The organism is Rhodococcus sp. G6(2025) (genome assembly GCF_058628105.1).
Window position 1 is genome coordinate 6,106,578 of sequence record NZ_CP179750.1, and the last position, 21,559, is coordinate 6,128,136.

General features: G+C 67.0%; 21 protein-coding genes. 11 read left to right on the plus strand and 10 right to left on the minus strand.

Annotated features, from left to right (window positions below; genetic code table 11):
- Positions 1–74: 74 nt before the first annotated feature.
- The 3 genes from ACLIVD_RS28215 to ACLIVD_RS28225 are packed head-to-tail and all read right to left on the minus strand — an operon-like array spanning position 75 to position 4,717.
- Entirely contained in the window at positions 75–1,631 is a 1,557-nt protein-coding gene (locus ACLIVD_RS28215) for a GMC family oxidoreductase (protein WP_491931003.1), read from the minus strand.
- Positions 1,628–3,187, minus strand: a complete 1,560-nt coding sequence (locus ACLIVD_RS28220) for an APC family permease (protein WP_280780000.1) — start codon at positions 3,185–3,187, stop codon at positions 1,628–1,630. The genes ACLIVD_RS28215 and ACLIVD_RS28220 overlap by 4 nt, the downstream gene beginning before the upstream one ends.
- A 27-nt stretch (positions 3,188–3,214) precedes the next feature.
- Positions 3,215–4,717, minus strand: a complete 1,503-nt coding sequence (locus ACLIVD_RS28225; RefSeq protein WP_283331114.1) for an aldehyde dehydrogenase family protein — start codon at positions 4,715–4,717, stop codon at positions 3,215–3,217.
- A 225-nt stretch (positions 4,718–4,942) separates the two neighbouring features.
- On the opposite strand from ACLIVD_RS28225, the gene ACLIVD_RS28230 reads away from it, so the two are divergent.
- Positions 4,943–5,890 carry an aldo/keto reductase gene (locus ACLIVD_RS28230; RefSeq protein WP_280779998.1) on the plus strand — a complete coding sequence of 316 codons (948 nt, stop codon included), beginning with the start codon at positions 4,943–4,945 and terminating at the stop codon, positions 5,888–5,890.
- A 2-nt stretch (positions 5,891–5,892) separates the two neighbouring features.
- Here ACLIVD_RS28230 and ACLIVD_RS28235 read toward each other — a convergent pair whose 3' ends face one another.
- Entirely contained in the window at positions 5,893–6,810 is a 918-nt protein-coding gene (locus tag ACLIVD_RS28235) for a tyrosine-protein phosphatase (RefSeq protein ID WP_418341670.1), read from the minus strand.
- A gap of 226 nt (positions 6,811–7,036) precedes the next feature.
- On the opposite strand from ACLIVD_RS28235, the gene ACLIVD_RS28240 reads away from it, so the two are divergent.
- Genes ACLIVD_RS28240 through ACLIVD_RS28255 form a run of 4 tightly spaced genes read left to right on the plus strand, consistent with a single transcriptional unit; the run spans position 7,037 to position 9,958 of the window.
- A complete protein-coding gene (locus ACLIVD_RS28240) occupies positions 7,037–7,813 on the plus strand; it encodes an SDR family oxidoreductase (RefSeq protein WP_280779996.1) in 777 nt (258 codons plus the stop codon).
- Positions 7,814–7,848: 35 nt separating this feature from the next.
- Positions 7,849–8,640 carry an SDR family NAD(P)-dependent oxidoreductase gene (locus ACLIVD_RS28245; protein WP_491931004.1) on the plus strand — a complete coding sequence of 264 codons (792 nt, stop codon included), beginning with the start codon at positions 7,849–7,851 and terminating at the stop codon, positions 8,638–8,640.
- A 46-nt stretch (positions 8,641–8,686) separates the two neighbouring features.
- Positions 8,687–9,499: an SDR family NAD(P)-dependent oxidoreductase gene (locus tag ACLIVD_RS28250; RefSeq protein WP_007300348.1), complete on the plus strand. Its 813-nt coding sequence runs from the start codon at positions 8,687–8,689 to the stop codon at positions 9,497–9,499.
- A 48-nt stretch (positions 9,500–9,547) separates the two neighbouring features.
- Positions 9,548–9,958 (plus strand): hypothetical protein, encoded by a 411-nt coding sequence (locus tag ACLIVD_RS28255; protein ID WP_247250604.1) that lies wholly within the window; start codon positions 9,548–9,550, stop codon positions 9,956–9,958.
- A gap of 6 nt (positions 9,959–9,964) precedes the next feature.
- On the opposite strand, the gene ACLIVD_RS28260 is transcribed toward ACLIVD_RS28255, so the two are convergent.
- The gene (locus ACLIVD_RS28260) at positions 9,965–10,576 is read right to left on the minus strand and encodes a maleylpyruvate isomerase family mycothiol-dependent enzyme (RefSeq protein WP_247250605.1); all 612 of its coding nucleotides are present in this window, start codon (positions 10,574–10,576) and stop codon (positions 9,965–9,967) included.
- Between the two features lie 122 nt (positions 10,577–10,698).
- A complete protein-coding gene (locus ACLIVD_RS28265; protein WP_491930712.1) occupies positions 10,699–11,934 on the minus strand; it encodes an ISL3 family transposase in 1,236 nt (411 codons plus the stop codon).
- A gap of 136 nt (positions 11,935–12,070) precedes the next feature.
- On the opposite strand from ACLIVD_RS28265, the gene ACLIVD_RS28270 reads away from it, so the two are divergent.
- Positions 12,071–13,360 carry an HNH endonuclease gene (locus ACLIVD_RS28270; RefSeq protein WP_491931005.1) on the plus strand — a complete coding sequence of 430 codons (1,290 nt, stop codon included), beginning with the start codon at positions 12,071–12,073 and terminating at the stop codon, positions 13,358–13,360.
- A gap of 32 nt (positions 13,361–13,392) precedes the next feature.
- Here ACLIVD_RS28270 and ACLIVD_RS28275 read toward each other — a convergent pair whose 3' ends face one another.
- Positions 13,393–14,568 (minus strand): hypothetical protein, encoded by a 1,176-nt coding sequence (locus tag ACLIVD_RS28275; RefSeq protein ID WP_491931006.1) that lies wholly within the window; start codon positions 14,566–14,568, stop codon positions 13,393–13,395.
- Positions 14,569–14,664: 96 nt separating this feature from the next.
- Here ACLIVD_RS28275 and ACLIVD_RS28280 point away from each other — a divergent pair, with 96 nt between their 5' ends.
- Positions 14,665–15,312, plus strand: coding sequence for a hypothetical protein (locus ACLIVD_RS28280; protein WP_491931007.1), 648 nt, complete (start codon positions 14,665–14,667; stop codon positions 15,310–15,312).
- A 6-nt stretch (positions 15,313–15,318) separates the two neighbouring features.
- Here the strand turns inward: ACLIVD_RS28280 and ACLIVD_RS28285 are convergent, their stop codons facing one another.
- Entirely contained in the window at positions 15,319–16,554 is a 1,236-nt protein-coding gene (locus tag ACLIVD_RS28285) for a type II toxin-antitoxin system HipA family toxin (protein WP_491931008.1), read from the minus strand.
- Positions 16,554–16,802, minus strand: a complete 249-nt coding sequence (locus ACLIVD_RS28290) for a helix-turn-helix transcriptional regulator (protein WP_009474594.1) — start codon at positions 16,800–16,802, stop codon at positions 16,554–16,556. The genes ACLIVD_RS28285 and ACLIVD_RS28290 overlap by 1 nt, the downstream gene beginning before the upstream one ends.
- Before the next feature lie 198 nt (positions 16,803–17,000).
- Between ACLIVD_RS28290 and ACLIVD_RS28295 the strand changes: the two genes are divergently transcribed.
- Positions 17,001–17,771 carry a deoxyribonuclease IV gene (locus tag ACLIVD_RS28295; protein ID WP_491931009.1) on the plus strand — a complete coding sequence of 257 codons (771 nt, stop codon included), beginning with the start codon at positions 17,001–17,003 and terminating at the stop codon, positions 17,769–17,771.
- Here ACLIVD_RS28295 and ACLIVD_RS28300 read toward each other — a convergent pair.
- Entirely contained in the window at positions 17,768–19,231 is a 1,464-nt protein-coding gene (locus ACLIVD_RS28300) for a SulP family inorganic anion transporter (protein WP_491931010.1), read from the minus strand. The two genes, ACLIVD_RS28295 and ACLIVD_RS28300, sit on opposite strands and share 4 nt — an antisense overlap.
- 98 nt (positions 19,232–19,329) lie before the next feature.
- Between ACLIVD_RS28300 and ACLIVD_RS28305 the strand changes: the two genes are divergently transcribed.
- Genes ACLIVD_RS28305 through ACLIVD_RS28315 form a run of 3 tightly spaced genes read left to right on the plus strand, consistent with a single transcriptional unit; the run spans position 19,330 to position 21,555 of the window.
- Positions 19,330–20,118 (plus strand): amino acid ABC transporter substrate-binding protein, encoded by a 789-nt coding sequence (locus ACLIVD_RS28305; RefSeq protein WP_283352613.1) that lies wholly within the window; start codon positions 19,330–19,332, stop codon positions 20,116–20,118.
- A gap of 10 nt (positions 20,119–20,128) precedes the next feature.
- Positions 20,129–20,797, plus strand: a complete 669-nt coding sequence (locus ACLIVD_RS28310) for an amino acid ABC transporter permease (protein ID WP_009474599.1) — start codon at positions 20,129–20,131, stop codon at positions 20,795–20,797.
- The gene (locus ACLIVD_RS28315; RefSeq protein ID WP_283331103.1) at positions 20,794–21,555 is read left to right on the plus strand and encodes an amino acid ABC transporter ATP-binding protein; all 762 of its coding nucleotides are present in this window, start codon (positions 20,794–20,796) and stop codon (positions 21,553–21,555) included. Before ACLIVD_RS28310 ends, ACLIVD_RS28315 begins: the two co-directional genes overlap by 4 nt.
- The last annotated feature ends 4 nt before the right edge of the window (positions 21,556–21,559 follow it).

Genomic DNA, 21,559 nt, shown 5'->3' on the forward strand with positions numbered 1-21,559 from the left:
TCTACCAGTACGGAGAGATAGTAGGACTTCAAAGTACCCAGCGGTTCACGCAGGGCCTCCGCCACGTTGCCGGGTCAGGTTCCGCGGATCAGATCGGCGCACTTCTCGGCCATCGTCATGACCGTGATGTTGGGATTGACGTAGGGCAGTTTCGGCATCGCGGACGCATCGACCACCCGCAGATCGCGGACACCCTTCACCCGCAGTTCCGGATCGAGGACGGCCATCGGGTCGGTGGCCGCACCCATCCGGGCGGTCCCGGCCGGGTGGTACACCGTGTTGTGCGTCCGGTGCGCGTAGTCGATCAGTTCGTCGTCGGTGACCGCCTCCGGCCCGGGGGCCAGTTCCCTCGTGATCCAGCCGCGGAGAGGTTCCTGCTCGGCGATGCGACGCGCCAGCCGGATCCCGGCGAGCATCACGGCCTCGTCGTGACCGTCCGGGTCGGTGAAGTACCGGGGATCCACTCTCGGGCGATCCCGGAAGTCGCGGGAGCGGAGCCGCACCGTTCCGCGGGAGAGTCCCTGCGTGACGTTCGGGGTGAGACAGAAGCCGTTGTCCGTGGTGGGGTATCCCCACCGGAGCGTGTTCATGTCGAATGGCACGCTGCCGTAATGCATCATCAGGTCCGGATGGTTCAGCCCCTCCTCGGTGGTGGCGAACAGTCCGATCTCCCACCACTGCGTGGACGTCTCGACCATCGGCCGGGACGCATCCCAGAACACCAGACCCTCGACGTGATCGTCGAGGTTCTGCCCGACCCCGGGAGCGTCGACCCGAACCCGCACCCCCATCTCGCGCAGGTGCACCGTCGGCCCGATACCGGAGAGCATCAACAGTTTCGGTGTGTCGATGGCCCCGGCGGTGACGATCACCTCGCGGCGCGCCGAGACCGTGTCGTATCCGGTGAGATCGGGGCGCTGGTACCGCACGCCGGTCGCCGCCAGCGCGTCGTCGATGACGATCTCGCTGACCCGGCAGTCGGTGCGCACGTCGAGGTTGGGGCGGGACCCGAGAATCGGATGCAGGTAGGCGTGCGACGTCGACATGCGCGTGCCGTCCTCGGACGCGTTGATCTGGAACCACCCCGCCCCGTCGAGCACCGTCTCGCCCCGGTTGAACTGCACGGTGGGCAACCCGACCTTCGCCGCAGCCTCGAGTAACGCCACGCCGCAGGGGTCGTTCGGCGGGACGTCACGCAACCGCACCGGACCGCTGCGGCCGTGCTGCTCGCCGGGGGCGTCGTTGTTCTCCACCCGCGCCACGAGCGGCAGCACGTCCTTCGCGCCCCAGCCGGTGGCGCCCGCCGCCGCCCAGTCGTCGAGTGTCTCGGCGGGTGGCCAGAACGCGATGCACGAATTGTGGGAGGAGCATCCGCCGAGCACCTTGGCGCGGGCGTGCCGCATGAAGCTGTTGCCCTTCTCCTGCGGCTCCACCGGATAGTCCCAGTCGTAGCCGGAGTCCAGCAGATGCATCCATTGCGACAGCTCGAGGACGTTGCGGTCACCCACGTCGGACGGCCCGGCCTCCACGAGGCAGACGGTCACCGAGGGGTCCTCGCTGAGCCGCGCGGCGAGCACACATCCAGCCGTTCCCCCGCCTGCGATGACGTAGTCGAACACGGTGTCCGTCATGGCAGTTCACTCTCCGCCTCGTCCTTCGACGACGCCGCGTGCGAGGCGAGACATCCGATGTGGTTGCGGCCCTTCACCGCATACCAGAGGAGACCGAGCCCGAGAATGATGCCGATGTAGACGAACGCACCCCACGTGTTGTACCAGGGAGTGCCGTACACCTCGGGGCGCGGCCACGCCAGATTGAGCGCCATCCCCACTCCCCACAGCACGGCGAAGATGTTCACCGGAAGCCCCCACCGGCCCATCGTGAAGTAGCCGCTCTCCGCGAGTTCCTTCGGCGGCCACTGCCCCTGCAGGCGTTTCTTCAGCAGCGGCCCGGTGACCATGAGGTACGCCAGGTAGATCATGATGATCGCGATCGACGTCAGCACCGTGAAGATCTGCGGCTGACCGATGTTGATGACGAGGATGAACGCCGCGAGCACACCGATCACGATGGCGGGGACCACGGGCGTCTGATGCTTCGGGTTGACGTGGGCCAGCCGCTCCCCGAACGGCAGCGCGTTGTCGCGGGCCATCGCGAACGTGAGCCGGATGGCCGCGGCGTGCACCGCGAGCGAACACACCGTGACCGCGACGACGATGCAGACCAGGAAGATCTTGCCGAGCGGCCCCCACATCACCTGCTCGACGATGTACTGCAGGCCGCCCTCGCTGCTGCCGATCAGCGGATCCTCGAGGTCGGGGGCCGACATGACGGCGAACACCAGGATCGCCCCGCCGATCACGAACGAGGCGAGGATCGCCCGCAGGATCGCCTTGGGCGCCGTCCGCCGGGGGTCGACGGTCTCCTCGCCGAGCGAACTCGCGGTGTCGAAGCCGTACATCACGTACCCGGACGCGAGTGACGCCACGAGGAAGACGGTCAGATAGCCGCCGCTCTCCCCGGCGCCGTAACCGTGGGTGGAGAAGAACACGTCCGGACCGCGAGTGATGTTGGCGGCGAGGATGACGGCGATGAGCACGGCCGCGATCAGTTCGATGAACACACCCGAACTGTTGATGAGGGCCATCAGTTTGACGCCGAATGCGTTGACGGCCGTGGTGAACGCGATCATGATGGTGCCGAGAATCACGGCGTTGGTGGCGAAGTCGTATTCACCGCTGCCGTCACCGACGATCTGGAACCCGCTCCACAACCGCGGAAGGTTGAGTTGCAGCGCGAGCACGACCGCGGAGAGGGTCACGATCGACGCGGTGAGCATCAGCCAGCCCGACGACCATCCCACGATCCTGCTGCCGAGCAGCTTGGCCCAGTTGTAGACCGAGCCGGCGACGGGGTACTTGGCGGCGAGCTCCATGAAACACAGGGCGACGGCCATCTGCCCGACGAACACCATCGGCCAGGACCACAGGTACGCCGGCCCCGCGGTGCCGAACCCGAAGTAGAACAACTGGAACGTGCCGGTGAGAATCGAGATGTAGCTGACCCCCGCCGCGAAACTGGCGAATTTGCCGAGGCTGCGGTCCAATTCCTGTTTGTACCCCAGTTCGCCGAGTCCACTGTCCCCCGGCGCACCTCCGTCACCCACTGCTCCGTGCCGAGTAGCCATGGTTCTCTCGCCTCTCCGTGCGCCGACCTAGCCGTTGTCGAACCACCCCGCCGCCGTGGGCGAGGTGTTGTGCCAGATATGTTTCGTCTCCTGGTATTCCGCCAGACCGGTGGGACCGAGTTCGCGCCCGTTCCCCGACATCTTGAAGCCGCCCCACTCGGCGGCCGCGGTGTAGTAGCCGAAGTCGTTGAGCCACACCGTTCCGTGGCGCAGACCGCGCACCATCCGCTCGCCCCGCGCACTGTCGGCGGTCCGGACGCCGGCGGCGAGGCCGTATTCGGTGTCGTTGCCCAGTCGCAGCGCCTCCTCCTCCGTGCTGAAGCGCTCGACCGTGAGGATCGGTCCGAACGTCTCCTCCTGCACGAGGCGCATGGTGCGGTCGCAGTGGTCGAAGATGGTGGGCAGGTAGTAGCTCCCGTCCGCCAGCGCGGGATCGGAAGGCCGGGCTCCCCCGGTCACCAACCGGGCGCCCTCGGAGAGGCCGAGCGCCACGTACCGTTCGACCTTCTCCCGGTGGGCCTCCGATACCAGCGGGCCGGTTCGGCTCGCGGGATCGAGACCGTTGCCCATCCGGATCTTCTCCGCCCGCGCGGCCAGTGCGGCGACGAACCGGTCGGCGATGGACTCCTCGATGATCAGGCGGGTTCCCGCCGAGCACACCTGCCCGGAGTGCAGGAACACCCCGGTGAGCACCTGGTCCACAGAGTCGTCTCCGTCGGCGTCGGCGAAGACGATGTGCGGATTCTTGCCACCGAGTTCCACCGCCACCTTGGTGACGTTCTTCGCCGCGGTCTCGAGGATGACGCGTCCGGTGGCCAGCCCGCCGGTGAACGAGATGAAGTCGACGTCGGGGGTGCCCGTGAGCGCGGCGCCCAGGACGGCGCCGCTGCCCTGCACGAGGTTCACCACCCCGGCGGGGGCACCTGCTTCGGCGATCAGCGCGGTGAACGCGATGGTGCTGAGCGGGGTCACCTCGCTCGGTTTGAGGACCATGGTGCACCCGGCGGCCAGCGCGGGCGCCACCTTCCAGGAGATCTGCAGCAGCGGGTAGTTCCACGGTGCGATGAGCACGCACACACCGATCGGCTCACGCACCACCCGGCTGATCACCTCGGGCCGGCCGACATCGACCAGATTGTCGGCTTCGACCGCGGCGAGTTGCGCGTAGTACCGGAACACCGACACCACGTCGTCGATGTCGATCCTGCTCTCCTCCAGCGTTTTTCCGGTGTCGAGCGTCTCGATGCGTGCCAGGATCTCCTTGTCGCGCTCGAGGAGGTCGGCGATCCTCGCGACCAACGCCGTGCGCTCGGCGACGGGTGTGTGGGGCCAGGTTCCCTCGTCGAACGCCGCGCGGGCCGCGGCGACTGCGCGGGTCGCGTCCTCCGGGGAGGCCTCGTCGACGGTGGCGACCACCGATCCGTCGGCCGGATTGATGCAGTCCCGGGTCTCACCGGAGCTGGAGCGGATCCACTGCCCGTCGACGAACAGGCCCGTGTTCAAGTGGTCATCGATCGACTGGTCCTGCATCACTCAACTCCGTGTCTCGCCGGAACGAACGCACCCCCTTTACGGTATGCCGTCGGAGTCGCGGTGGGCGGGGATCGCGCACACATGTCCGATTCGCGACGGTATCCGTCACCGAGAAGACTGTGTCCGGTAGCCGGACGCGCGTGCGCCTAGCGGCTGCGATAGCGTCGTCACGCGAACTCTTCGCACATTCCCGGACAGGGGACACCTAGAAACGGAGCACCCGTGGTCGCGATCGGCAACTCGGATCTGGACATCTTTCCCCTGGCCCTCGGTGGTAACACCTTCGGCTGGACCAGTGACGAACCGACGTCGTTCGAGATCCTCGACGCCTTCGCCGCAGGCGGCGGCAACTTCGTCGACACGGCGGACTCGTACTCGGCGTTCGCCGAGGGCAACTCCGGCGGCGAGTCCGAGACCGTCCTCGGAAACTGGATGGCGTCCCGCGGCAACCGCGACCACATGGTGATCGCCACCAAGGTCAGCCAGCACCCGGAGTTCAAGGGCCTGGCCCCCGCCAACGTCCGCGCGGCGGCGGAGGCATCCCTGAAGCGGCTGCAGACCGACCACATCGACGTGTACTACGCCCACTTCGACGACGCCGACACTCCCCTCGTCGACACACTCGGCGCCTTCGACGAGCTCGTCCGCGACGGACTCGTCCGCCACGTCGCCATCTCCAACTACTCGCCCGAGCGCATCCGCGAGTGGCTGTCCCTGACGGCCGAGAACGGCTTCGCTGCCCCGATCGCGCTGCAGCCGCACTACAACCTGGTGCACCGCCACGACTACGAGCCCGAGGTGGCCGCGATCGCCACCGAGAACGGCCTGGGCGTCTTCCCGTACTACTCGCTCGCCGCGGGCTTCCTGGCGGGCAAGTACCGCACCCAGGCCGACCTGGACGGTCAGCCCCGCCAGCGGATGGCGACCCGCTACTTCTCCGAGTCCGGTCTCGCCGTCGTCGACGCCCTGGCCGAGATCGCCGACACGCACTCGGCGGAAATCTCGACCATCGCGCTCGCGTGGCTCCTCACCCGGCCCGGCATCACCGCGCCGATCGCGAGCGCGAGCCGCCTCGAACAACTTCCCGCGCTACTCGACGCCCCGACCGTGACCCTGACCGCATCCGAGATCAGCCGGCTCACGACTCTCTCGGACGCGATCGGCGCCTGACCTCAGCTCAGCAGCTTGCCCCGGAGCCGGTCGACGGTCGCCGCGCTCAGACCGAGACCCTCGGTGAGATAGCGGTCGACCGTACCGTACTGCTCGGTGAGCCGGCCGAGCCCGGCCTCGAGGTAGCTCCGGTCGACGCCCAGCAGCGGCTGGTAGATCTGCGCCACCGCCTCGCCGCGGCTGGCGGCGATCTGGTCGTACGTGATCTTCATCGACGCGGCGGTGTAGTCGTTGGTGAGCAGATAGTCGTCGAAGATGGTGTCCTGCGGGACGCCCGCGATGGAGAGCAGCAGCGCGGACGCCCAGCCGGTGCGGTCCTTGCCCGCCGTGCAGTGGAAGATCTGCGGCCCCTCGGTATCGGCCAATGACGTCAGGAGTTGCGCGAACCCGGCCCGGGTCGCCGCGTCGTCGACGAAGCTACGGTTCATCTGCTGCATGAACGCGACGGCGTCGGCGGGCGACTTCAGTTGCGCGACTGCGGCCCCGAGGTCTCCCGACAGGATGGGGATACCGAGGTACCGCGGCCCGGCCGGGAGCCGGTCGGGTTTCGCCGCCACCTCCTCGACGGTCCGCACGTCGTACACCGCGGTCAGTCCGAGCCCGGTGAGGACGGCGAGATCCTGATCGTTCGGAACCAGAGCGTTCGAACGGTAGAACACTCCCCTCGTGACGTGCCCTCCGCGGGTGGTGGCGTACCCACGGCCCGTTCCCCCGACGTCGCGGAAGTTGTCGACCGACGCCAGTCGAGGTGTCTCGACGACCGGGCCCGCGCTCCCGAAGTCGGACGAACCGAATCCCGGGAGGCTGATTCCGGGCAGCGACAGCGGGTCCGCCGAAGCGAGCGCAGGCGTGCCGAAACCCGCGAACAGGACGCTGCCGGTGATCAGCACCGCGGCGGTGGAGGTGACGCGTCGAGACATGGGGGAAGCCTTTCGATGGGCTGTCGGGGAGATCCGCTCGTCCGGCATGTCCGGAGTGTCAGCGGGTAACCCACATCACAGTGGTCGGACGTTTCCCGTGGCTACGAGTTGTTCCGATCACCGGGAGAACCCGTTTCCCGCCGGCGGCGCCCACAGCAGACTCGGGCCGTCGGCAGCCGACGTGCCCGACGAAGATGACTCTTTGACGACGAGGATGTGAGCTGAGATGACCGAGACCGCACAGCAACTGGCGGGGAAGGTTGTGATCGTGACCGGGGCGGCGCGGGGGCTCGGCGCGGCCTTCGCCCAGCGCATCGTCGACGAGGGCGGCAGCGTCGTGGTCGGCGACGTTCTCGACGACGACGGCCGCGCGATCGTCGACCAACTCGGTGAGCGGGCGCGGTACAGCCACCTCGACGTCACGGACCCGCAGCAGTGGCAGGCCGCGGTCGACGTGGCGACGAGCGAATTCGGACGCGTCGACGGCCTCGTCAACAACGCCGGCATCTCCACCGGCCAATACATCGAGCACGAACCGCTCGAACACTTCCGGACGGTCCTCGACATCAACCTGACCGGCGTGTTCAACGGTCTGCAGGCCGTGATCGGTCCGATGCGCGCCGCCGGCGGCGGATCGATCGTCAACATCTCGTCGGCCGCCGGTCTGATGGGACTCGCGCTGACCGCCGGTTACGGCGCGTCCAAGTGGGGCGTGCGCGGGCTCACGAAGATCGCCGCCGTGGAACTGGGCACCGACCGGATCCGCGTCAATTCCGTCCACCCGGGGATGACGTACACCCCGATGACCGCGGGCCTCGGAATCCAGCAGGGCGAGGGCAACTACCCGAACACTCCCATGGCCCGGGTCGGCGTGCCCGAGGAGATCGCCGGTGCCGTCGGGTTCCTGCTGTCCGACGCGTCCACGTACGTCACCGGGGCGGAACTGGCCGTCGACGGCGGATGGACCGCGGGGCCGACCGTCAAATACGTCATGGGCCAATGAGATCGAATTCGGCAAACACACGAGGAGCACAGATCATGAATCGCTTCGACAACCGGCGGATCCTGGTGACCGGAGCCGCATCGGGCATCGGACAGGCCACCGCCCTCCGCCTGCTCGAGGAAGGCGGCACCGTCGTGGCAGCCGACGTGTCCGAGGACGGCCTCGCGCGGACAGCGGAACTGGCCGAGGCAGCAGGCACGGCAGGGCGACTCAGCGTGGCCGCAATCGACATCGGCGACGAGAAGTCCGTCACCGACGGCGTGAGCCGCAGCGTCGAGAAGCTCGGCGGACTGGACGTACTCGTGAACGCCGCGGGCATCCTCCGCGCCTCGCACACCCACGAGACGTCGCTGGACGTGTGGAATCAGGTGATCGGGATCAACCTCACCGGCACGTTCCTCATGGTCCGCGAATGCCTGCCCGCGATGCTGCGCAACGACCGCAGCGTGGTCGTGAACTTCAGTTCCACGTCCGCCGCGTTCGCGCACCCCTACATGGCCGCGTACGCCGCGAGCAAGGGCGGCATCCAGTCGTTCACCCATGCACTGGCTCTCGAATACGGCAAGCAGGGTCTGCGCGCCGTCGGTGTCGCCCCCGGCAGCATCAAGACCGGCATCACCGACGCCACATCCGGATACGTTCCGTCCGATGCCGATTGGAGCCTGTTCGCCAAACTCTCACCCATCCTGCCCACCACCCTGGAATCGGGCGGCGCGGCGATGGGCGGACCCGAGCAGGTCGCCGGAGTCGTCGCCATGCTCGCCTCCGACGACGGCGCGTTCGTCACCGGAACCGAGATCCGCATCGACGGCGGAACCCACGCCTGACCGGTTGAACCCTTGCGCGTGCGACGGCGGCACGTAGGTTGGACACATGAGCTTGCCCACCCCTGCCGCCGATCGCACCGCGCTCGTCACCGGAGCGTCGTCCGGTATCGGTGCGGCCCTCAGCCGTGAACTCAGCCGCCGCGGTCACCAGGTGGTGCTCGTCGCCCGCCGAGCCGAGAAGTTGGAGGAACTGGCCACCGAGCTACGGGCCGCAGGTGGTCGGGCGCATGTGCTGGGTGCCGATCTCTCCGACCGCTCGGCCCGCGCGACGTTGCTCGACCGGGTCGGCGAGCTCGGGCTCACCCTCGACATCCTCGTCAACAACGCCGGCCTGTCCACGCTCGGCCCGGTGGCCGCGTCCGACCCGGACGCCGAGATGAACATGATCGAGGTCGACGTCATGGCCGTCGCCGACCTCTGCAGCCGCGCCCTGCCCGGCATGGTGCAACGACGCCGAGGAGCCGTCCTCAACGTCGCCTCCACGGCCGCGTTCCAGCCGCTGCCCGGACAGGCTGCCTACGCCGCCGGAAAGGCATTCGTCCTCTCCTACACCGAGAGCCTCACCGGCGAACTGAAGGGCACCGGTGTCACCGCGACCGCCCTCTGCCCCGGACCCGTCGACACCGGTTTCGGTGAGACAGCCGGCTTCGCGAAGGAAGACGCCGAAGCCGCACTGCCCAGCTTCATGTGGGAAAGCCCAGAATCCGTGGCCAGGACCGGAATCGACGGCCTCGACAAGGGGCACATGATCGCCATCCCCGGCCTCGCGAACCGGGCCGCCTCCGTGTTCGCCCACCTCGCGCCGAACAAGCTCCTCGTCCCCGTCCTGGCCAGCCGTCATCCCGGATTGCGAACGTAGAAACTGCGGCCGGTTTACTGTGGCCGGTTTACTGTGGCAATGGTGGAGATGACTACCGCTACTCGCCGATTCACACAGATCACCGCGACCGTGGCCGTCGCCGCAGCCGCCCTCCTCGGGAGCGCCGGTGTGGCCGCGGCCGACGAATGGCCGCCAGTACCCACCGAGCCCAGTCCGGTCGCGCCGTTCGACAACCAGAACTTCCTCACCCCCACCGATCTCGACTATTGGAATCCGTTCGTCAGCGCGAATCGGCTCACGTCACCGTTCGGAACCGCCAACCGCATCGTCTGCACAGGATTCCACGGCGTACTGCTCGACTGCTGGCAAGCCGACCAGAACGGGCAACCACACAAACTCGTCAAGTTGTCCATGAACTTCCCCGGATCCCTCGGCGCCACCCTCCCCGGCGGAGGTCCCGGGCACTTCGTCTACCCGGGCGTCATCCCGGGTATCTGAACCGGACTACAACGGGTCGCCCTCGACCCGTCCTGCCGGCAGCGCGCGGCCGCAGATCATCAGCGCGAGATCCTCGCCCGTTCCGCGTAATTCGGCGCCCGACCCGTACGACCAGTCGAGGTCCGTGGCCCGCAGGCCACGTCCCTCGATGTCGATGCCGAAATTCGAGTGCCCACCACCCGCCGTGAGATCGTTGAGGACGACGCGCATCGTCTCCTCCGGTACGTGTCGCGGCACCCCGAGCGGCACGGTGGCGTCGAGACCGTGGATCACCACATGGTTGAGCGCGCCGTGATAGCCGCCGCCCGGCGGGGTCCACCTGCGCATGATGTCCGAGCGCAGGTTGGCGACGAGTTCCGCCGGCGCCAATTCGGCGTCGCTACGGGCGATCTCGTTGGAGAGCCGGGTGAAATCGAACTCGCACTCACGCAGGCGCGCCATGAACTGCTCCTCGGAGTAGCGCGCGGCCATGGTGAGATGCGCGACCACTTCCCGAATCCGCCAGCCCATGCACAGCGACGGCGTGTCCCATTCCGCGTCCGAGATCCCGTCCAGCAGATCGGCCAGTGCCGAGAACTCGTTCGCGACCGCACGTTGCAGATCGGCGTCATCGGTCATCGCACCCAGCCCCCACATCTTTGTCGACGAGAGTCCCACACCACCGTAGCCGGGTATTGCCTTGGTCGAGCATGATTGATAGGATCGAACATACATGGCCGTCCTGACCCTTTGGTGGGCGATTAACGTTGCGGAAGAGGTGGGCACGCCCCTCCTCGTGTAAGTGTCGCCATCGCAATCAAGGCCTCTGGGCTGTGAAATCCGTAGGATCGCTTCGTCAGCGACCGCAGGTGGGTGTTGTTGGCCTCGACGCGGGCATTGGACAGGTCGTATTCGATTGCGTTGAGGATCTCGCGCCGATAGCGAGCGATGCTCTTAGCCAGGCCTACAAGTTCCGGGATCCCACTATCCTGGGCCATCTGCACCCACACTCGCAGTCGTACCGAGGCCCTCTTCTTCGATCCGGAATAGACATGTTGCAGTTGCTCTTTCAGGACATATCCTCGACACAGTTCGCTGTTTCTATCCTCGAGGATCTTTGCTCGGACTGATATCTGCGCGGGGGTGAGATTCTCGACGTTCTTCAACAATGCCCACCGCAGGTGCCGTCGATCCCGGTCGGTGAACCCCCACAACCGCGACAACACACGCGACCGCAGCCGGTCCAGAGCCCGCGTCATCCACTGAATCACATGAAACGGATCCATACACCGCTTCACCTGCGGCGCCCTACTGCGCACGGTCGAGGCGATCCACTTCGCAGCATCAGCACTGATATGCGTCAGACGAGCTGTGCGTTCTTCACCCAACTCGTCGAAGAATCGATTCAAGGTGCTCTCGTTGTGCCCTTCGGCCGCCCATACGAGTCGGCCTGTGTCATGATCGACCACCACGGTGAGGTATCGGTGACCTTTCCGGTAGGCGATTTCGTCGATCCCCAAGCGCCGCAGCCCTTGGAGCCGATCAGTACGTCCGACAGCGTCGCCGACGACGCGGGTGACGATCCTGGTCACAGATCGCCACGCCACTCGGGCGTACTCGCACACCGACGTAGCTGGACTGTGCGCGGCCAACCACGCCACGTTGTCGTCGAATGCCCTGGTCATGTTCGCAGCCGGCCGTGCCCACGGCACCATCTCGGTCACCACGCCGTGCTCGGGGCATCGAATTCTCGACACCGAAGCTTGTACGAAGCACCGCGTGCCGCCCATATCCAGATGACGCCACTGTCGAGGTCGATTCGGGCGATCGTATCCGGGACAGCGCTGTTCACAATGCGGACAGCGGGATCGCACCGAGGCGTGCGGCTCGAGGGTCACCAGGATCACCGGCCCTCGTTCGTCGTCCGTGAATTCGATACCGATTATCCGGGCCTTGTCGATTCCTAGCAGTTTCTGCAGTATTCTGGCAGCGCGCAACGCCTTCTCCCTTAGGTCTTGTCTTCGCAAACCAAAACCTATGCGAGGGAGGGCGTTGCGTCTATCAGGCTCGCGGAGATCACCCATCAAAAGGTCAGAAGAGCCACATACATTCGAACCTTGGGGGAGGTTGGTTGTGGGGGAATTGATTGCAGCAGATCTGGCCGAGTTGCGTGCGTTCACGGCGCGGCTACGAGCGGTCTCCGCTGGCGGTGATGCGGGGTTGGGGATCGAGTGGCTCGACGCGATCGAGGCGTTGAAGTCGGTCGGGTGTGCGGTGCAGGCGGTGATCACCGACGGCGTCGCCACGAGTATTCGTGCGGATCGCAGGGCTCGGGGGTTGCCGCGGGTGGAGTGGGACCGCGGCATTGCCTCGCAGATTGCGTTGGCGCGCAGGGAATCCCCGAACCGCGGTGGTCGGCATCTCGGGTTCGCGCAGGCTCTGGTGCACGAGATGCCCCACACCCTGGCCCTGTTGCGGTCGGGCCGGCTGAACGAATGGCGAGCCACGCTGCTTGTGCGGGAGACGGCGTGCCTGTCGGCGACGGATCGGGGCATCGTGGACCGTCGGTTGTGTTCGGACCCGGCCACTCTCGACGGGGTCGGCGATCGCGGGCTGATCGCACGGGCGAAGGCGTTGGCGGTGGAACTCGACGCCGCAGCGGTCGTGGCCCGGCACCGCAAGGCGGTGTCCGAGCGTCGGGTCACGACCCGGCCGGCGCCGGACTCGATGGCCTACCTGAGCGTGTTGATGCCGGTCGAGCAGGCGGTCTGTCTGCAGGCGACCCTGGGGCGGGATGCGGACAGTCTGATCGCCGCCGGAGACAGTGGCGGCCGCACCCGCAATCAGCTGATGGTGGACCTGTTGTTCGACCGCGGAACCGGCCGGGCCGCTGCGAGTGGTGTTCCGGTGGCGGTGAATCTGGTGCTCTCGGACGAGACCTTGCTGGCCGGTGGGCACGAGGCGGCGCAGTTGCAGGGGTTCGGGCCGGTGCCGGCGGGGATTGCCCGGCAGTTGGTGGCAGATTCTGTCGATGCCGACGCGGAGACGTCGTTGCAGCGGGTGTATTCCTGCCCGCAGTCGGGGTCGTTGACCGCGATGGAATCGCAATCCCGCATATTTCCGAAGGGCCTGCGACAGCTGATCGACCTGCGGGACCGGACGTGCCGAACCCCGTGGTGTGACGCGCCGATCCGGCATCACGACCACATCCGCTCACGTCGAGAATCCGGTGCCACGACGGCGGACAACGGGTCCGGCCTGTGCGAGGCATGTAACTATGCGAAGGAAGGCGACGGATGGTCCGCCCGCCCCGTGCACAACCACGGCCGCACCCACCTCATCGACGTCGGCACCCCGACCGGGCACCACTACCGATCTGCGGCCCCGCTGCTACCAATCCCGGCGCACCTGCGCGCGTCATGAGGTGGTGGGGGTCAGCCTCTCGGTCGCCGGGGTCACTTGCTCCCACCTGACCAGGACGTGAGTTCGGCGATGTCGCCGTACAGCGTCGACTGGTAGGTGAGCATCAGTTCCTCCACCCCGCCGAACTGATCGCCGACGTGATGGGTGTTCTCCGCCGACAGCTCGCGGTCGCCGGAGCGTGAGATGAGTTCGTCGATGCGGCTGTCGAGACTCATCGCCCGGTTGACCGCCAGCACGGACCGCAGTTGCACCTCGGCTCGGGACAGCAGGTCGCCGATTCGTGCGAGTGCGGCGACGCGGTCGACCAGTTGATCCCACACCGGCTTCAGTGCGTTCTGCCGGGCCTCGATCTGTCGACGGGCCGTGTCGGAATGGGTGGCACGCAGCGCTTCGTCGAGTTCGATCCGGATTCCGCGCAGCGCCACGGCATCGACGGCGATCTGTGTCAGTTCTTCGGCGAGGTCGAGTTGGTACCGCTGGATCGCAAAGTGCTCCGAATGCCAGACTGCGGAACCGTCGATCCTGTCGAAGAGCCTCCCCGCCAGGTAGAGCAGGGTGTCGTACGAGTCGGCGAATCTGTCGTTGTCGAGATCGACGCCCTTGCCGATGGCCTCGGCGACGCGGCGGCCGACTGCGGCCATCGGGGTGTTTTCGGCGGCCTGGCCGAGGCGTTCCGCCGCGGTGCCGCGGGCATAGTTGCCTGCACGTTCGAGCGCGGTGCCGGCGATCGGCGCCGGTGTGCGTTGCAGCGCCCGGAACAGCGCCTCACGCTGCTCGAGATCGAGATGGACACCCTCACGCCGATCCCGGCGCATCGCCCGGACACCGTTGCCGTAGTGCGCCGGCGACATCACGACCGCGGACCGAGACGACTGCAGCTTGCGGGCCAGTTCGGTGGCACGGTATTTGAACAGTAGTTGCGCCGGTCCGGGGCGCAGGCTGTCGGCGCGGCGCGCCAACTGGTGGTACTCGTCCGTCAGCAGACGCAGGGCCCCGAAGCCGCCGAGCGACGGGATGGTGCGGCCCGCGCGACGTCGGTGGGTGAGTACCTGCCGGGTAGGCGAATCGAGGTGTCCGGCGGCGATCAGGACGGCAGCGGCGTCCGACAATGGGGCGTGCGTGCCCGTGATCGCGGATCGTTCACACCATTGGCGGACCTGCAGGGAGATGCGTGCACGCCGCTCCTCGTACTGGGTGCTTTCCGACATCGGACCTCCTGGCGGTTCACTGGTCACCACTGTCCCAGAATTTCGTCCGACGCGCCGCGACCACTCGGGGCGGGGTGCGGTTCTAGGCTCTCCCTCATGACCTTCACGGTGCGTGCGGTGCTTCTGTTCGCGACGGCGTTGGTGGTGGCCGGTTGCGGTCGCGCAGTCGACGGATCCCCCGAGACCGGCGCCGTCGCGGGGCCCGCGACCACTCCGACCGTGACGACCGCACCGAAGACCACCGCACCGAAGACGACCACCACCACCAGCCCGACCACGACGACGTCGTCGCGCCCCACCACCACCACGACGACGACCACCACGAACACCCAGGCCCAGGCAGACCCGGAGACGTTTGCGGGCACCGCGGCGGGGAGCTACTACTTCACGACACCGAGCACCAAGTTCCACTGCGCGATCCTCACCGGCGGCGACGTCCCGACCGCCGGCTGTCACGGGCCGATGCCGGCGTCGGCGCCGAAGGTTCCGGGCGCGGGCGCGTCCGGCAGCCCGGTGACGCCCAACGCGATCGAGGTCGCCGGTGGCCGCCCCGGTCAGTTCGCCAGCGCCGGCGACCCCCGGTACTACCCGCTCGACCGATCTGCCGCCCCCGCACTGTCGTACGGCACCGCGTTACACGTGAACGACCTGACGTGCCTCGTCGACGAGACGTCCGGGGTCACGTGCCGTAGCGACGCGGGCCACGGATTCACGCTCTCGGACAGCGCGTTTCGAGTGTGGTGAGCCGGCTCAGCCCAGTTCGTCCGAGCGCCGTTCCATCAGCGTGCGCAGCTGGGCATTCTCTTTCGCGGTGAAGCCGATCGTCTCGATCTCCGCGATGCCGCGCCCGATGCCCTTGCGGATGCCGTCGAGCATTCTGGTGACCGCGCGTTCGGGGACACCGAGCCGGCCACCGGATTCGACGAAGTGCCTGCGGTTCAGCTTGTTCGCCTTGCCGTAGAAGTCGAGAGCCATCGGGTCGCGCCATCCGAGGTACGGCTGGGTGCACAGCAGGTCGTAGGCCGGTGTGACGCTCCACAACCCCGATTCGGCGAGCTGCACCGAGAAGTTCTTTCCGTGCAGGTCGCCGTTGCCGATCGCGTACGAATAGGCCACCAGCCGAAGCAGTTCCAGGGTGGCGACCCGGGCCGAACCGCCGCCGCGCTCACACACGCCGGCGAGTGCGGTGATCACGTTCTCGGTCTTCAGCCGGTACTTGGCGGCGGGGAACATCCCCATCACCTGGCACGCATCCTCCTGGGGTGTGCGGATGACGCGGCCGGACGAATCGACGCGCCGGTCGAATCGGGCGACGAGCAGACCGGCATTGCCCTTCCCGTCGCGCACCAGCTGGTGGTCGGCGACGGGCAACCCGCACTGCGCGGCGAGGCCCATGAAGAAGTGCTCGTTCTCGACCAACTGCGGATACCCCTGCGGTGGTGAAAGTTTGAGGATGGCAGGACCCTTCTCGGTGGCGATCGGCGTCGAGTACATCTGCGCCGACACCTTCGCCTGCACACCGGGTAGCGAGGTGGGGTCCAGTTTCACCGCCTCGTGCCCCGACATGTGCTCGAACAACGCCCGCAGGTCCTGGCGCTCGACCGCGTCGGGGTCGAACACCGGTGCGGTCTCGGGCGGCGGCACCCCCGCGGGTAGCACGCGCACGTCGCCGATCGTGTCGGCCCCGACCGCCATCAGGATCGTGAGGTGATCGTCTTCGGACGTCTTGGTGGCCGCCACCGCGCCCCGCAGCCGGATCCCTTCCGGGAGGAGACCCGCGAAGAACGGTGGGACGCTGCCCCCACTCGCGCGCACCTCGGCCGACGACGTGGGGATCGTCCACGCGATCTGCGGGGCGCCGGGGTCCTGCAGGTACGTGGTGTCGTAGCGGAAGACGACGTCGCCGCCCTCCCGCACGAGACTGCCCGCGAGGCGCTCGCCCTTGTAGACGTCGGCCCGGTCGATGTTGCTGAGGTTCTCGACCATCAGGACGCCACCTCCACGCCCGAGCGGGTGACGAGCGCCAGGCGGCATCCCATGGCGTCCGCGACGGCGTCGACGAGATCCAGTTGCACGGTCCCCCGACCCGATTCGATCGACTGCACGCTGGACCTCGACACCCCGGCCAGGTCGGCCAGCTCCGCCTGCGTCAGCCCGAGCTGGTGTCGCCGCGCCACGAACCCGTCGGCGACCCCGCCGGTCTCGGTTCGCTCGCGGCGGCGTGGGGTTGCCATGAAGCCTCCCTGCTCGGTGCAATGCTTGTCGACGGATGCTTAACGCCAGTGTGCGCCGATTCCGTCTCGAAGTCCATACCTATGACTGCCATCGCAAGCTTAAGTTGCGAGAAGAACGCAAAATGCATCTCCTCCGGCTTTAAGCATGCGATCACAAGCACAAGGCACCTCGTCACACCCACCCCCTACCCTGGATACATGCGCATAGGAGCACACGTCCGCCAGGACGAAGATCCGATCGGATACGGCGAACGGCTCGGCGCCGACGTCATCCAGATGTTCCTCACGGACCCGCAGAAGTGGGACAAACCGCCGACGCATCCGCGGACCGACGAGATCCGGAACAGTCCCATCGACGTCGTCGTGCACTCGTCGTACGTGATCAACGTGGCCAGCCTCAACAATCGACTCCGCATGCCGTCCCGCAACGCCGTCGCGCAGCAGGCGCAGGCCGCCGCCGACATCGGCGCGTTCGGGCTGGTGGTCCACGGCGGGCACGTCCGCGACGGCGAGGACGTGAACGCAGGGATCATCAACTGGCGCAAACTCTTCGAACGCCAGGCCGACAAGGGCGGATTCCCGGTCCCCATCCTGATCGAGAACACGGCGGGCGGCGACTTCGCGATGGCACGGCACTTCGACGCCATCGACCGGCTGTGGCAGGAGGTCGGCGATTTCGGCGCCGGATTCTGCCTCGACACCTGTCACGCGTGGGCGGGCGGCGAGGAACTGGTCGGTGTCGTCGAACGCATCAAGGCCATCACCGGACGCATCGACCTGGTGCACCTCAACAACTCCCGCGACGAGTTCAACTCGGCCCGCGACCGGCACGCCAACCTCGCCGACGGAACCATCGACGCCGAACTGCTCGCCGAGGTCGTGCGCACCGCCGATGCGCCCGTCGTCCTCGAGACGCCGTCGGAGGGGCTGGCCGAGGACCTCGCGTACCTGCGGGAAACCGCGGGTTAGTCGCCCAGCCGGCCGGTCAGCCTACGGTACCGCTCCTCGCTGACCGGGTTCAGGCCCTCCACCGTGACGTCCGTGCCGCGGCTCGCGTACTTGGTGGTGATGCCGTCGAGCGCGGCCACGGTGGACGCGTCCCAGATGGTGGCGCCCGACAGGTCGATCACGACGCGGCCGGGGTCGTCGGCGTAGTCGAACGAGAACACGAGGTCGTTGGACGAGGCGAAGAAGAGTTGACCGCTCACCCGGTACGTCTTCACGTCGCCGTCGAGTTCGCCGCGCACGTCCACCATGTGGGCCACCCGGCGCGCGAACAGAACCATCGCCACCAGCACGCCGACACCCACACCGATCGCGAGGTTGTCGGTGGCGAGGGTGCCCGCCACGGTGCTGAGCATCACCATCGTCTCGCTCAGCGGCATCCGCCGGAGCGTGCGGACGCTGTGCCAGTCGAAGGTCGTGGCGGCCACCAGCACCATCACGGCGACGAGCGCCGCCATCGGAATGGTCCCCACCACGTCGCCGAGCCCGACCACGAGAATCAGCAGAAACGCACCGGACAGAAACGTCGACAACCGGGTTCGCGCGCCACCGGTCTTGACGTTGATGATGGTCTGCCCGATCAGTGCGCACCCGCCCATGCCGCCGAAGAGCCCGGTGACGATGTTCGCGACGCCCTGCCCCCACGACTCCCGCGTCTTGTCCGAGTGCGTATCGGTGACGGAGTCCACGAGTTTGGCGCTCATCAACGATTCGAGCAGTCCGACGACGGCCATCGCCAGCGCGAACGGCGCGATGATCTGCAGGGTGTCGACCGTGAGAGGAACGTCCGGCAGCCCGATCAGAGTCGGCAGCCCGTCGGGCAGTTCACCCTGGTCTCCGACCGTGGGCACCGCGACACCGGCGAGGACGGTGAACACGGTGAGACCGACGATCACCAGCAGCGGGGCGGGCACCGCCGTGGTCAGCTTCGGGATCCACACGAGCAGCGCCAGACCGGCGGCGAGCAGCGCGTACACCGCCCACGGCACATCCGTCAGATACGGGAACTGGTGCACGAAGATGAGGATTCCCAGCGCGTTGCAGAACCCCACCATCACGCTGCGAGGCAGGAACCGCATGAGCCGCGCCACCCCGAGGACGGCGAGGAGGATCTGCATCGCACCGCCGAGGAAGACGGCCGCAATGAGGTACTGCAAACCGTGTGACGCCATGAGCGGGGCCAGCACCAGCGACACCGAACCGGTGGCCGCCGAGATCATCGCGGGACGGCCACCGGTGAACGCGATGGTCATCGCCATGATCGCGGCGGTGAACAAGCCCACCCGCGGATCGACCCCCACGATGATGGAGAACGACAACGCCTCCGGGATGAGGGCCATCGCCACGACGAGCGCGGACAACGACTCGATACGAAACACCGTCGGATGCAGCCACACCGGCCGTCGGAGAGCGAGAGAGGGCACGGCGAGACAATCCTTCTTCCTGAGGGGACTCGGAAGATCCTATCCGGGTAGCGTTCGACCAGTACGGTTAGCTGATCCGCCGACAGAGGAGGAACCCCGTGCGACGCACACTTCCGGCCGTCCTGATCACCGTCCTGACCGCGCTGTCGATGGCGGGGTGTGGGAACTCCGACTCGGGGCCGGTCATCGACCAGGTTCGCGAGGCCGGGGTACTGAAAGTCGGCACCGAGGGCACGTACACACCGTTCAGCTACCAGGGCCCCGACGGTCAGCTCACCGGGTACGACGTGGATGTCATCCGCGCGGTCGGTGACAAACTCGGCGTCTCCGTCGAGTTCACGCAGACACCGTGGGACTCGATCTTCGCGGGCCTCGAAGCGAAACGCTACGACCTCGTCGCCAACCAGGTGACCGTCAACGACGAACGCACCCAGAAGTACGACCTGTCGACGCCGTACACCTACTCCGAGGGTGTGATCGTCACCCGCGCCGACGACAACTCGATCACCTCGCTCGCCGACCTGAACGGCAAGACGACGGCGCAGTCCGCGACGAGCAACTGGGCGCAGGTCGCCAGGGAAGCGGGCGCGAACGTCGAATCCGTCGAGGGCTTCGTGCAGGCCATCACCCTGCTCAAGGACGGTCGCGTCGACGCCACCGTCAACGACAATCTGGCCGTCGCCGAATACCAGAAGCAGACGAACGACACCGGTGTGAAAGTGGCTGCCGAAACCGGTGACACGAGCGAGCAGGCGTTCGCGGCCCGCAAGGACAGCGGTCTGATGCCCGACATCGACAAGGCCCTGGACGAACTACGCGCCGACGGAACGCTCGCCCAGATCTCGCAGAAGTACTTCGGCACCGACGTCTCGGCACCGACCAACTGAGAGCCTGCCTGTGGACGACGCAACAGTCCAGCTGATCCTGGACAACCTGTGGCCGATGCTGAAGGCCACGGTCACCATGACGATTCCGCTGACGATCATCAGCTTCACCATCGGGCTCGTCATCGCGTTGCTGGTGGCGCTCGCCCGGATCTCGTCGATCAGACCGCTGTCGGTGATCGCCCGCTTCTACGTGTCCATCATCCGCGGCACGCCTCTCCTGGTGCAGCTGTTCATCGTGTTCTACGCGCTGCCCCAGTTCGGCGTGGTTCTCGACCCCTTCCCGGCGGCCGTGATCGCGTTCAGCCTCAACGTCGGCGGGTACGCCGCCGAGGTGATCCGGTCGGCGATCCTGTCGATCCCCAAGGGCCAGTGGGAAGCAGCGCAAACCATCGGGATGGGGTACACCACCACACTGCAGCGGATCGTGCTGCCGCAGGCCGCACGGGTCGCGGTGCCGCCGCTGTCCAACACATTGATCTCGCTGGTGAAGGACACCTCGCTGGCATCGACGATCCTGGTGACCGAACTGCTGCGCGTCGCCCAGCTCGCCGCCGCACCGACGTTCGACTTCTTCGCCCTCTACAGCGTCGCCGCCCTGTACTACTGGGTGATCTGCATCTTCCTGTCGGCCGTCCAGGGCCGGCTCGAAGCCCGACTCGACAGGTATGTGGCCAAATGACCGACACCCCTCCCCTGCTTCAGGTATCCGGCGTCGAGAAGTCGTTCGGCGAGCATCACGTCCTGCGCGACATCAGCTTCGACGTGGGGGCCGGAACGGTGACCGTCATCATCGGGCCGTCGGGGTCCGGCAAGACGACGGTGTTGCGCACCCTCAACGCCCTGGACGTGGCGGACCGCGGGACGATCTCCATCGGCGACGTGTCCGTGGACTTCGGCGCCAAGGTGGACCGGTCGACGCTGGCCACGTTCCGCGGGCAGAGCGGCATGGTGTTCCAGGCCCACAACCTGTTTCCGCACAAGACGGTGGTCCAGAACGTCACCGAGGGGCCGATCGTGGTGCAGAAACGCCCCAAGGACGAGGCGCGCGCGGACGCGATGCGGTTGCTCACCCAGGTCGGCCTGGCGGAGAAGGCGGATCAGTACCCGTATCAGCTGTCGGGTGGTCAGCAGCAGAGGGTCGGTATCGCCCGGGCGCTCGCGCTGAAACCGAAACTGATGTTGTTCGACGAGCCCACGTCCGCACTCGACCCCGAACTGGTCGGCGAGGTATTGCGGGTGATCCGGGATCTCGCGACCGAGGGCTGGACGATGGTGATCGTCACCCATGAGATCCGGTTCGCGCAGCAGGTGGCCGATCAGGTGTTGTTCGTCGACAACGGTGTCGTACTCGAACGCGGCACACCGAGAGACGTACTCGCCAACCCGACCGGGCCGAGACTGCGCCAGTTCCTGCACCGTATCCTCGACCCGCTGTGAACGG